This window comes from Idiomarina seosinensis, assembly GCF_003987275.1.
In the GTDB taxonomy this organism is placed as follows: domain Bacteria; phylum Pseudomonadota; class Gammaproteobacteria; order Enterobacterales; family Alteromonadaceae; genus Idiomarina; species Idiomarina seosinensis.
In genome coordinates this window covers 1,201,309-1,214,128 of sequence record NZ_PIQF01000001.1, presented here as the reverse complement: position 1 = coordinate 1,214,128, position 12,820 = coordinate 1,201,309, and the positions used below count along the sequence as shown (strand labels likewise).

Sequence of the window (12,820 nt, the reverse complement as noted above, 5' to 3'; positions counted from 1 at the left end):
CTAACGTAAAATCAATAGTGGCGTTTTGCTGGCTTCGAGCATGTTGGTGGTGGTACTGCCAACCAAAAATTGACGAATCTTCGAATGCCCGTAAGCTCCCATGATCATTACACCAATATCGTGTTGATCTTGATACTGATGCAATGCGGGTTCGACATCACCAGCAACAATGGCTGTTTCAACATCATGGCCGCCTTGTTCCAGTGTTTTACGCGCCCAGTCCAGTTCTGCCTGATTGGTTTCAGAATCCGCTCCTACCATGACGACATGCACTGGCATTCTGGAAAATAGCGGACTGTTAGCCAACAACTCGACACTTTTTTTAGTGCTGTTACTGGCATCATAAGCCAACATAGCCGATTGCGGTGCTTTAAACTGATCCGGGCACAACATAATCGGCTTATGCACACGGCGTAGAACCGTTTCTAGCTGGCTACCAATGTGAGAGCCATCACTGTGATCCTCGCCGTGCAGCCCCAGCACCAACAACCGTGTCTCAGGTTCAAGCTTTAGCAGGGACTCGACTAACTCGCCGTGGCGTTGACGCATAGAGACATCGGTGACATTGTCTTGTTGCAAGGCTTTTTGTTTCGCCTGCTCCAGCAGCTGGTGGCCGTGTTCTAGCAGAAGTTTACTCTTCCGGGCATCCAGTTCGGCCAACTCATCCAATAGTTTCTCACGGCTACCAAGGCCGATATTACCGGTCATATCCTGACGAGCTGCTGCGTGACCTTCTTCGATCACGTGCAGCAAGGTGAGTGGGGCGGACATTTGTGAGGCCGCCCAGGCAGCGGATTCAACCACACCGTTTGCGGCGCTAGAGCCATCAATACAAGCAATGACATTACTCATGGTTATTCTCCTTTATTGTGGTTGCCCACATTAGTGTCCGCCTAAGATATCTTCGGCATTGGCTTTGTCATGGACACCAAACCGGTCAACGATAGTGGCACTGGCTTCGTTCAATCCAATCACTTCAACTTCGGCACCTTCACGACGGAATTTAACCACAATTCTGTCCAGCGCGTTGACCGCGGTAATGTCCCAGAAGTGCGCATGGGTAAGGTCAATGACTACCTTATCAACCGCTTCTTTCAAGTCAAAGGAAGCAATGAACTTTTCCGAGGAGCTGAAGAACACCTGACCAATGACCTGATAACGACGGGTTGTTCCTTCATTATCAATTGACGAGCGTACATGCATATAATGTCCAACCTTGTTGGCAAAGAACAAGGCGGCCAATAGCACACCAACCGCAACACCAATCGCCAGGTTATGGGTTGCGACTACTACAACCACGGTAGCGACCATCACGATATTGGTCGAAAGCGGATGCTTTTTCAGGTCGCGGATTGAGCCCCAGCTAAAGGTACCAATTGATACCATAATCATGACAGCAACTAATGCGGCCATTGGAATGACTTTCAGCCATTCATCTAATACCAAAATCATAATCAGCAAGAATACGCCCGCAGTTAGAGTTGATAAACGCCCACGCCCGCCTGATTTTACATTAATAATTGACTGTCCAATCATGGCGCAACCTGCCATACCACCCAGCAAACCGGAACCAATGTTAGCAATACCCTGGCCACGGCATTCTTTGTTGCGGTCACTACTGGTGTCCGTTAAGTCATCAACAATAGTGGCAGTCATCATAGACTCCAATAAACCAACTACTGTCAGGCCAATCGCGTAAGGCAAAATGATCCACAATGTCTCCAGGTTTAATGGCACATCAGGCCATAAAAATACCGGTAAGGTGTCTGGTAACTGACCCATATCGCCGACGGTGCGAATATCCAGACCTAATGCGACAGCAATGACGGTTAATGTAATAATACAAACCAACGGTGACGGAATTGCCTTACCGATGTAGGGAACATAAGGAAAGCCATAAATAATAGCTAAGCCGGCTGCCGTCATTGCGTAGACGTGCCAGGTAACGTCCGTTAATTCCGGTAGCTGTGCCATAAAAATAAGAATGGCCAGAGCGTTAACAAAGCCGGTAACGACAGAGCGGGAAACGAAACGCATCAGCTCGCCTAAACGCAGATAACCGGCGACGATTTGTAGCACACCAGTAAGTAGGGTAGCCGCTAACAAGTATTCGAGGCCATGCTCTTTGACCAGTGTCACCATTAGCAATGCCATGGCACCAGTGGCGGCACTGATCATACCCGGACGACCACCGACGAAGGCAATAACAACAGCGATACAAAATGAGGCGTATAATCCTACTTTAGGGTCAACGCCGGCGATAATTGAGAAGGCGATGGCTTCAGGAATTAGGGCTAGTGCCACCACAATACCTGATAGCAGATCGCCTTTTAGGTTAAAGAACCAGTGTTCTTTTAGATACTTAATCATAGGGAAATAAGTCCAGTTAATTAACGATTCAGTAAAATTCAACTGCCGTGTTGGCAGTTAAAAAAGTATTGGAATTATAGAAGGCATGCAGTGAGTGGACCATGACGATTGCCCACAACTATGCGCCAAAACTCTCCAGGGGATGGAGCGTCTAGGGTGGCGTAATCAAATTGTTGTTAGCAATTTGGGGGCTCATAAGATCCAGGAAATAGGTTAAAATAGAAATTCGCGCGGATAATACATTGATATACCTCATAAGTAAAACTTTTCGGTTAGATGACAGCCTATTACGGGGTATAGAATCTAGAAAGGGTAACAATTAATGCAGTACTTTCGGTTGTTAAAAGCCTACCCCGGCTTTTTAATGTTTGGCTTTATAGCGACCTTTGCTTCAAGTTTCGGCCAAACCTTTTTTATCTCGCTATTTGTGGATGACATTGTTGCTGCTAATCAGTTGAGTTATGGCGACTTTGGTAGTTTGTATGCAATTACCACCGCGGTCGGTGGTTTATTTTTGATGCGCGTGGGTAAACGACTGGACGTCGTCCCACTCAAATATTTCGTCCATTTTGTGGTACTGGGTCTGGCCGTTTCTGCTGCGGTAATGGCGTTAAGTATGCAAGCCTCCTCCTGGTTGTTATTGATTGCTGCCCTGTTTGGATTGCGGCTATTTGGGCAGGGTTTGATGGGCCATATGGCAGTGACCAGCATGGGTCGTTATTTTGATGAGCTGCGCGGTCGCGCTGTCGCCTTTTCCGGGACCGGCTTTCCGGCAGGCGAAATACTGTTACCCAGCCTAATATTATTGTTGCTGGCTCAGTTGGGCTATATTAACACTTGGTGGGTAATTACTGCGGCTATCATATTGCTGCTTTGGCCAACCTTGATACTTTTGCATAGCCGCCATCCGGCGGTGTCAGTTGCCGATAGTCAAGACTCAGTAGAACAACCGTTGGCATTACTACGACAACGTGACTTAATTCGGGATCGTCGGTTTATTGGCGTATTGCCGGCGATGTTGGCACTGCCGTTTGTAATGACCGGTATTTTGATCAATCAGACCTGGTTTGCTGACCAAAACGGTTGGTCGGCAGCAGTTATTGCCGGAGGCATTGCGCTGTTTTCGGTGAGCCGGGTTATTACTTCTATCGCCGCAGGTAGCCTGATCGACAAGGTGGGCTCTTATAAGCTTATTGGGGTCAATGTCTTGCCAGTCGCCATTGGCTTAGTTTTCCTGAGCTTTATCGATGCGGCCTGGGGCTGGTTTGTGTTTATGGCATTATCTGGATTAAGTGCCGGTTTTAATTCGGCGATTTCCGGTACCTTATGGCCGGAACTTTTTGGGGTTCGTAGCTTAGCAACGGTTCGCGCTTTGTATCACGCGCTGATGGTTTTCAGTACCGCCTTGGCACCGCTAATTTACGGCTACTTGATCGATTTCGAATTAACTCGGAGTATCTGGCTGAGTAGCACCGCTGTGCTACTCATTTTGACATGGTTAATAGCCTGGCTTAGCTTAAAAAGGAATTAATAATGAAATACTTAGTATTTTTAGGAACGGTGCGAGACAGCACTCCACCAAAACCCCCTCGGGTGGGTGAGCGAGTGGCTAAAGCTTGTGTGCACTATCTTGAAAAAACATTTGAGGACGCAGACGTTGAGTTGATTGATCCCCTGGATTACGAGTTAGATCGAGTGTTCAAGCCCCACTTTTCGTACCATCAGAATAAGGTTCCGGAAGCACTTCAAACGTTGGCTGAGAAAATTGAACAGGCCGATGCTTATGTGATGGTCAGCCCGGAGTATAATCATTCCATGAGCCCGGCTCTCGCCAACTTACTCAATCATTTTGGGGCGTCACTTTACTCTTATAAACCCAGCGCAATAGTTACCTACTCTGCCGGACAGTGGGGCGGTACTCGGGCCGCAGTTAATATGCGGACCTTTTTAAGTGAACTGGGCTGTTTGCCTGTGTCAGCCATGATTCATGTGCCCAAAGCTCAGGAAGTCTTTGAGGAAAGCGGCAAGTTTGCAGCTCATGTAAAAGATGTTGAGCGTTGGGTGGGGTATTTCGGCCGTACTTTAAATCAGCTCTGCTGGTGGGGTCAGGCAGCGAAAGAGCAGCGCCAGGCGTATGACCCCAGAAAACTGGTAAAAGACTTTAAACGTGATCCGTCGCAGCGCAATGCTCCAAATGGAGATAGTGATTAACCGTATGACGAATTAAACTCTTTGATTAAATAATATATTCGGATTACCATATATATGGATAGGCATATATATGGTGTTTCGATGGAAACTCAGCAAAAATTCAAAATCCTTTTTCTATGTACCGCCAATTCGGCTCGTTCGCTAATGGCTGAAGCTATCTTTCGACAGTTTGCCGATGATAGCTTTGAAGTTACTAGTGCCGGGACTGAACCAACCCAGCCGGAACCGGAAGCTCTAAAGGCCTTGTCGGCTATTGGTGTTACAACTGATGGACTGCGCTCTAAAAGTTTAACCGAAATTGATCTGCCGGCTTACGACTACATTATCAGTTTGTGCGATAGAGCTCGCACTGAATGTCAGTTACTGTGTAGCGACGATCAGTTTATCGCCTGGGACTTTCCCGATCCGGTCACTAGCAAAAAAACTGATGCATTTCGAAAGACGGCTCACGAATTGTCAGAGCGGATAAAAATGTTGTTATTGATCCTGCGCAAACGCAGTGATCGTCCACAATTGTTTGATGCGCCCAACGAATTTTTCAAAATTCTCTCAGATCCGTTACGTCTGCAAATGATTTTGATGCTGCATAAACATGGTGAGTTGTGTGTTTGTCAGTTTGTCGACGCAACCGGTAAGTCGCAGCCAAAAGTGTCGCAGCCAAAAGTGTCGCGGCACTTGGCGCAGTTGCGCGAATATGGGCTGCTGAGTGATCGCAAAGATCAACGTTGGGTTTATTACCGAATTAACCCGGCTTTACCCGACTGGATGGCGGCAGTGATAGCTACGACTGCAGAGTATCATCCTCAACAAACCTCGCAACCAATTAAGGATATCAATAATGGGTGTGTTTGAGCGCTACTTATCAATTTGGGTTGCTGTTGCAATTATCGCGGGCACTCTTCTGGGGAATATCTTCCCACCGGTGTTTGAGTGGTTGTCCTCGTTTGAGTTTGCTCAAGTGAACTTAATTATTGCGGTGTTGGTTTGGTTAATGATCTACCCGGTGATGGTACAGGTAAACTTTGAATCAATCACCCAAATAGCGAGAGAACCAAAGGGATTGGTATTAACGGTAATTATTAATTGGTTAGTAAAACCCTTTACCATGGCATTGGTTGGTTGGCTATTCTTTAAAGGAATTTTTGCCGATTTTATTCAGCCCGAAACGGCCAACGAGTATTTAGCAGGGGTTATTTTACTCGGGGTTGCACCCTGCACAGCAATGGTTTTTATCTGGAGCCAGCTGACTAAAGGCGATGCCAACTACACTCTGGTGCAAGTTTCCGTGAACGACGTCATTATGATTTTTGCGTTTGCTCCGATAGCGGCTTTGTTGCTGGGAGTCACGGATATTGTGGTGCCATGGCAAACGTTGCTACTGAGTGTCGGCTTATATGTGGTCGCTCCGTTAATTGCCGGACTGCTGACGCGCAGAGTCATTATTAATAACGCACGGAAAGATCCTACGGCCAGCGACCGCTCGTTGCAGAATTTTGATCAGCGCATGAAGCCCTGGTCAATCCTGGGTTTACTGATGACGGTATTGCTATTGTTTGGATTTCAGGCAGAAGTACTGCTGACCCGACCGCTCGATATAGCCATGATTGCAACTCCTTTACTGGTGCAGACTTATGGCATCTTTGCGATAACTTTTATCATTGCGCTGCTGATCAAGCTACCTTACCGGATTGCTGCTCCCGCTTGTCTCATCGGCACCTCTAACTTTTTTGAGCTGGCGGTAGCCGTCGCTATTTCGCTATTTGGTTTAAAGTCCGGGGCCGCATTAGCAACGGTTGTCGGGGTGCTAGTCGAAGTACCAGTGATGTTGTCGCTGGTATGGTTTGCTAATCGCACACAGCATTGGTTTAAAACTAAGTAAGGGGAAAGTTATGACGATAAAAGTCGGTATTAACGGATTAGGCCGTATTGGCCGTTTAGCGCTGCGCATTGCGTGGGAAAATCCAGAGCTGCAAATTGTAAAGGTTAATGACCCTGGTGCCGATGCTGCAACCTTTGCGCATCTGCTTAATTTTGATTCTGTCCATGGTCGCTGGGGCTACGAAGCGACTGGTAAAGAAAAGCAACTGACTATTGGCGATGAGGTCATTGAGTTCAGCCAAGCTAAAACTATTGCTGAAAATGACTGGAGCGGCTGCGACGTTGTGTTAGAAGCTTCGGGTAAGATGAAAACAGTGGATGTGTTGAATGACTACCTGAAGCAGGGTGTTAAACGAGTGGTGGTTTCGGCGCCAGTAAAAGAAACCGGAGCGTTGAACATTGTTATGGGCGTTAACGACCACTTGTATGATCCTGAACAGCATCAAATTGTAACGGCTGCCTCTTGCACCACAAACTGTCTGGCACCGGTTGTTAAAGTATTGCAGGAAAAGATTGGCATTAAGCATGCATCAATTACCACTATCCATGACCTGACTAATACGCAAAGCATTTTGGATGCGCCGCACAAAGATTTACGTCGTGCCAGAGCTTGTGGCATGAACCTGATTCCAACCTCAACGGGTTCGGCCACGGCAATCGTCGAAATCTTTCCAGAATTAAAAGACAAAATTGATGGTCACGCCGTGCGTGTGCCGTTAGCTAACGCTTCATTAACTGATTGTGTATTTGAAGTTGAAAAACCGACATCGGTGGAGGAAGTTAACGGTTGGATGGAGCAGGCTGCGGCTAATGAGCTTAACGGCATTTTAGGTTATGAAGAGCGACCATTAGTCTCTATCGATTATAAAACGGATCCCCGTTCGAGTATCGTCGACGCGTTATCGACTAAGGTTATTAACGGCACTCACGTTAAAATTTATGCCTGGTATGACAATGAGTGGGGCTATGCCAACCGGGCCGTTGAATTGGTCGAGAAGGTGGGTTAATGCTGGCGCAGTTATCACCCGCTATTCGTCAGTACCTGCTGGTTACTGGTAACTATTGGGCTTTTACCTTAACAGACGGCGCGCTGAGGATGCTGGTGGTGCTGCATTTTCACCAGCTTGGCTATAGCGCGCTGGAAGTTGCCATGTTGTTCTTGTTTTACGAATTTTTTGGCGTGGTGACCAACTTATTCGGCGGCTGGTTAGGCGCACGTTGGGGCCTTAACCGAACCATGAATATTGGTTTGGGAATACAAATAGTAGCACTGGCAATGTTACTGGTGCCGGCGTCAATGTTGACGGTACTTTGGGTGATGGCAGCGCAGGCGCTGTCCGGTATCGCCAAAGACTTAAACAAAATGAGTGCAAAAAGCACGATTAAACTGCTGGTACCCGACGAGCAACAAAGTCAGCTTTATAAATGGGTGGCTATTCTAACTGGCTCTAAAAACACCCTGAAAGGCGTTGGCTTTTTCCTCGGCGGTTTGCTGCTAACGCTGATTGGTTTTCAGGGAGCCGTATTGGCGATGTCAGTGATGCTGACATTGGTGTGGATAGCTAGCCTGATATTTCTGGGTAAGGAGTCGGGCAAAGCTAAGTTCAAACCAAAGTTTAAGGAAATTCTGTCAAAGAGTCGGCCAATCAATATCCTGTCGGTTGCCCGGTTTTTGTTATTTGGAGCGCGCGACGTATGGTTTGTAGTGGCATTACCGGTATTTTTGGCCAGTCAGCTCGACTGGAATCACTGGCAGGTTGGTAGTTTTCTCGCGCTTTGGGTTATTGGTTACGGCGTGGTACAAAGCGTGGCTCCGCGTTTTACCCGCAGTCAGAAAATAGCACCGAATCGGCAGGCTGTTATTTGGGGAGCATTATTAACACTGAGCCCATTAATTCTGGCTATATCGCTATGGCAGCAATTGCCGGTTGCGGCGAGTATTATGCTTGGGCTGGGCGTGTTTGGGGTACTGTTTGCGATTAACTCTTCATTACACAGTTATCTTATTGTGTCCTATTCACGCGCCGATGGCGTATCCCTGGACGTTGGTTTTTATTACATGGCGAATGCAGCAGGGCGTTTGTTGGGAACCATACTGTCAGGTTGGATCTATCAGCAGTATGGACTGGCTGCCTGCTTGCTGATCTCCTGCGCACTGGTGTTGGCCTCGACGGTTGCTATTAATCGTTTACCAGCAAGGAGTGGCCGGGCATAAGCCCGGCTAGTCTTGCTAGTGTTTGCTGCTAAAACGTTGGATTAATTTGTAAAGCTCGTCAGTGGTGTTTTGCAAACGCTCACTGGCTTGCATTGTTTCCTGTGCGTTTTCTGCGGCCACTTTAGAACCATCAGCAATACTTGTTACCTGCTCATTAATATGCTCAGCGACATTACTTTGCTGCTCTACGGCTGAGGACATTTGAACCGTCATATCGTTAATCGACTGGACAGCAGCACGTATTTCTTCCAGTGCATGTTCTGTCTTGCCAACCATAGTGACACCGACCTTCGCAGCCTCCTCACCTTGCTGAGACACATGTACAGCATTCTGAGCTTTATTCACTAAGTTCTCGACGATACGATGAATACTTTCAGTGGAATCGCGAGTGCGGGTTGCTAAAGTGCGAACCTCGTCAGCGACGACACTAAAACCGCGGCCATGTTCACCGGCCCGCGCAGCTTCAATTGCAGCGTTAAGTGCCAGCAAATTGGTTTGTTCGGCGATAGCGGTAATGAGGTCGGCAGCCTTACCGATTTCGTCGGTTGAGGTTGATAGTTCGTCTACGGTGGCAGCAATGGCTGCTACCGATTCGCTTAACTGGTTAATCGCCTGTAATGCCTCGCCGGCAACCTGAGCACCAGTATTTACATTGTTTGTGGCTAAGTCCGATTTCTCCGCGTTACTCTCGACACTGTCAGATACCTCCTGGATCGAGGTCGACATTTCGTTAATCGCCGAGGCAACATCTTGCGTCGCTGAGTTTTGTTCTTCGATCAGAGCACTACTAGAGTTGGCTTGCTCACGCGTGGCATGGACAATCGCGCCAAGACTGGCAACCGAGTCTTCGACCCGGGTGATTGCTGTTCGGGCGCGAGCGGCTTCGCTGCGAATCATCATTTCTAACTGTGCCTTGCTGCCCCCATCTTTAGAGTAGGTGTAGGCCACTAATCGATTAGTGAATGCATCGGGACGTAACTGCATCAGCTCTTTAAACTCTCGCTCCTGCTGCCAGCAATTCCAGCTACAGGTGACAACACCGACAGCGACTATTATGGCGCTAGTGGGCCAGCCGATTAACAATAAACTAATGATGGCAGCAACTAATGCCGGTAACCAAATCGGGAGTAGCTTTTTGCTGTAGTAGTGAGCGAGTTGTGTCACAGAAAATGGAGTTTTACCGTCACGAATGCGGCGATAGACTTTTTCTGCGCGTTGCTTTTGCTGCTCTTCCGGAACCACCCGAACCGACTCGTATCCGACAATAGTGTCACTTTCAAAAATCGGAGTGACGTAGGCGCTGACCCAGTAATGGTCACCGTCTTTACGACGATTTTTAACCAGCCCCATCCATGGATGACCCTGACTGATGGTCTTCCACATATTCTGGTAAACCGCCGGTGGCATATCGGGGTGACGTACAATATTGTGCGGCGCACCTAACAGTTCATCCCTAGAAAATCCACTAACTTCCAGAAAGGCGTCGTTAAAATACTCTATCTTTCCCGATTTGTCGGTTGATGAGATCAGTCGTTGCTGTTCAGAAAAACGATACTCTTGTTGCGTGACCGGCTGATTATTTCGCATCCAAACCTCTGACGGAAAATGACCTATATCAATATAGTAACTATATCGTCAGATTAACAGTTTGTTTTAAATGCATTTTTTATGCATCAAAAGACTCCGATTAAGTCAATCTGTTTTTCTAATTGATTCTCAGCCCCCAAAAAACCGGGCATGTTCTATAGTAACAGGGCACTTGTAACCATTTAATAATAAAGGTCAGAAAATGTTAAACACAAAGTTACCTATTATATCCGCGGTAGCCGTTGCGGTTTCGATGGCAATGTCAGCTGGCGCTGCACAAGCGCAGGAACGCCCTTCGTATCATGTCAATAAGCCTGCGGAAGAGGCTAAAGAGAACAGTTTCTGGTGGCCGAATATGCTGAATTTGGAACCACTACGTCAGCATAGCCCGGAATCTAATCCGTTAGATGATGATTTTGATTATGCAAAAGCGTTTTCTCAGCTAGATCTGGATCAAGTTAAAAAAGATATTGAGCAACTCATGACTTCCGATCAGGATTGGTGGCCTGCTGATTACGGCCACTATGGTCCATTTTTTATTCGTATGGCCTGGCACGGAGCCGGAACCTACCGGGTACAGGACGGCCGTGGTGGCGGTGCAGGTGCACAGCAACGGTTTGAACCGTTGAATAGCTGGCCGGATAATGTCAGCCTGGATAAAGCTCGTCGTTTATTGTGGCCCGTTAAGCAGAAGTATGGTCGTAGCTTATCCTGGGGAGACTTAATGGCGCTAACCGGTAATGTTGCGCTGGAGAGTATGGGTTTTGAAACATATGGTTTTGCAGGCGGTCGAGAAGATGCCTGGGAGCCGGATATTGTTTACTGGGGCCCAGAGTCTGAATGGCTGGGTGATAAACGCTACGAGGGTGATCGAAAGCTTGAAAACCCATTAGCCGCTGTACAAATGGGTCTTATTTACGTTAACCCGGAAGGTCCTAACGGCAAGCCCGATCCGGTGTTAGCTGCCAAAGACATACGTGATACCTTTGCTCGCATGGCAATGAACGATGAGGAAACTGTCGCCTTGATCGCCGGCGGACATACGTTCGGAAAGGCCCACGGTGCGCATGATCCAGAAGAATGTTTAGAGGCAGAACCAGCAGCAGCACCGGTTGAACAGCAGGGTCTGGGCTGGAAAAATAATTGTGGTAAAGGCAATGCCGAAGACACCATAACCAGTGGCCTGGAAGGCGCCTGGACGGTAACACCAACACAATGGACGAGCCAGTACCTGGACAACCTGTTCGGTTTTGAATGGGAACAAACTCAAAGTCCGGCCGGTGCTATCCAGTGGATTCCAAAAGATGGTCAGGCGTCTAATATGGTACCGGATGCGCATGTGGAAGGTAAGCGTCACGCGCCGATCATGTTTACCACGGATTTGTCACTTAAATTTGATCCTGACTACCGAAAAATTGCGAAACGCTTCCAGCAAAACCCGGAGGAGTTCGAATTAGCCTTTGCCAAAGCCTGGTTTAAATTGACTCACCGCGATATGGGTCCAAAATCACGTTATTTAGGTGATATGGCGCCTAAAGAAGACTTAGCGTGGCAAGATCCGATTCCTGAGATTGATTACCAGCTAATTGATGATAACGACGTTAGTGAGTTAAAAGCCCGTATTCTGGATTCGGACTTAACCATACCAGAGCTGGTTCGCACCGCCTGGGCGGCAGCTTCTAGTTTCCGTGCCACTGATATGCGTGGGGGGGCCAATGGTGCGAGGGTTGCATTAGAGCCTCAAGTTAACTGGGAGGCCAATAATCCGGAAGAACTGAAGCGTGTGTTGGGTGTGTTAAAAGACATTCGTACCGACTTTAACGACGACTTGTCGGGCGATAAGCAAGTTTCATTGGCTGATACTATTGTGCTGGCGGGCGCTGCAGCGATTGAACAAGCCGCAGCGGATGCGGGCCACGAGGTAAATGTCGCCTTTGTTCCGGGTCGCAACGATGCGACGCAGGAGATGACTGACGTGCAGTCATTTTCATTCCTTGAGCCCACTGCAGATGCATTCCGTAACTATTACAGTGAAGAGAGTCGTCTAAATCCGGCACAGATGATGGTCGATAAAGCTGATTTATTGGATCTAACCGTGCCTGAAATGACCGTATTACTGGGCGGTATGCGCTCACTGGATGCGAATTATCAAGGGCTCGATCATGGCGTATTTACTGACCAGCCAGGAACATTGAATAATGACTTCTTTGTAAACCTGATGAGTATGGATACTGAGTGGTCTAAGTCAGCCGATGATGAAGCTATCTTTATAGGAAAAGATCGTGAAACGGGCGAACAGAAGTACACTGCCACAACAGTAGACCTTATCTTTGGCTCTAATTCAGAGTTACGAGCAGTCGCTGAAATATACGCGTTGAGCGATTCACAAGATAAGTTTGTTGATGACTTTGTTAAAGCCTGGACTAAAGTGATGCAGCTTGATCATTTTGATCTTGAGAAGTCATAGTCGTTCTAGCAAAAAAAAGCCCCTCACATTGGTGAGGGGCAATAGGTCTAATCCAGGGAGTGGATTGTCCGTTCAGGCAATATAATGCCTGT

The 12,820-nt window shown here is 47.7% G+C and carries 10 protein-coding genes; 7 read left to right on the top strand and 3 right to left on the bottom strand.

The window, feature by feature from the left end; translation table 11 throughout:
- Positions 1 to 852, bottom strand: a complete 852-nt coding sequence (locus tag CWI81_RS05775) for a universal stress protein (RefSeq protein WP_126784320.1) — start codon at positions 850 to 852, stop codon at positions 1 to 3.
- Positions 853 to 882: 30 nt separating this feature from the next.
- Positions 883 to 2,370, bottom strand: coding sequence for a SulP family inorganic anion transporter (locus tag CWI81_RS05770; protein ID WP_126784319.1), 1,488 nt, complete (start codon positions 2,368 to 2,370; stop codon positions 883 to 885).
- Positions 2,371 to 2,692: 322 nt separating this feature from the next.
- Here CWI81_RS05770 and CWI81_RS05765 point away from each other — a divergent pair, with 322 nt between their 5' ends.
- The 6 genes from CWI81_RS05765 to arsJ are packed head-to-tail and all read left to right on the top strand — an operon-like array spanning position 2,693 to position 8,674.
- Positions 2,693 to 3,901, top strand: a complete 1,209-nt coding sequence (locus CWI81_RS05765; RefSeq protein ID WP_126784318.1) for an MFS transporter — start codon at positions 2,693 to 2,695, stop codon at positions 3,899 to 3,901.
- A gap of 2 nt (positions 3,902 to 3,903) precedes the next feature.
- Positions 3,904 to 4,581, top strand: coding sequence for an NADPH-dependent FMN reductase (locus tag CWI81_RS05760; RefSeq protein ID WP_126784317.1), 678 nt, complete (start codon positions 3,904 to 3,906; stop codon positions 4,579 to 4,581).
- 54 nt (positions 4,582 to 4,635) lie between these two features.
- Positions 4,636 to 5,433: a metalloregulator ArsR/SmtB family transcription factor gene (locus CWI81_RS05755; protein WP_241970352.1), complete on the top strand. Its 798-nt coding sequence runs from the start codon at positions 4,636 to 4,638 to the stop codon at positions 5,431 to 5,433.
- Positions 5,420 to 6,460: an ACR3 family arsenite efflux transporter gene (arsB, locus tag CWI81_RS05750; RefSeq protein ID WP_126784316.1), complete on the top strand. Its 1,041-nt coding sequence runs from the start codon at positions 5,420 to 5,422 to the stop codon at positions 6,458 to 6,460. The genes CWI81_RS05755 and arsB overlap by 14 nt, the downstream gene beginning before the upstream one ends.
- Before the next feature lie 10 nt (positions 6,461 to 6,470).
- Positions 6,471 to 7,466, top strand: coding sequence for an ArsJ-associated glyceraldehyde-3-phosphate dehydrogenase (locus CWI81_RS05745; RefSeq protein WP_126784315.1), 996 nt, complete (start codon positions 6,471 to 6,473; stop codon positions 7,464 to 7,466).
- Positions 7,466 to 8,674 (top strand): organoarsenical effux MFS transporter ArsJ, encoded by a 1,209-nt coding sequence (gene arsJ / locus CWI81_RS05740; protein WP_126784314.1) that lies wholly within the window; start codon positions 7,466 to 7,468, stop codon positions 8,672 to 8,674. Before CWI81_RS05745 ends, arsJ begins: the two co-directional genes overlap by 1 nt.
- 15 nt (positions 8,675 to 8,689) lie before the next feature.
- Here the strand turns inward: arsJ and CWI81_RS05735 are convergent, their stop codons facing one another.
- Positions 8,690 to 10,261 (bottom strand): methyl-accepting chemotaxis protein, encoded by a 1,572-nt coding sequence (locus CWI81_RS05735; protein WP_126784313.1) that lies wholly within the window; start codon positions 10,259 to 10,261, stop codon positions 8,690 to 8,692.
- A 202-nt stretch (positions 10,262 to 10,463) separates the two neighbouring features.
- Between CWI81_RS05735 and katG the strand changes: the two genes are divergently transcribed.
- Positions 10,464 to 12,728, top strand: a complete 2,265-nt coding sequence (gene katG / locus CWI81_RS05730; protein ID WP_126784312.1) for a catalase/peroxidase HPI — start codon at positions 10,464 to 10,466, stop codon at positions 12,726 to 12,728.
- Positions 12,729 to 12,820: the final 92 nt, after the last annotated feature.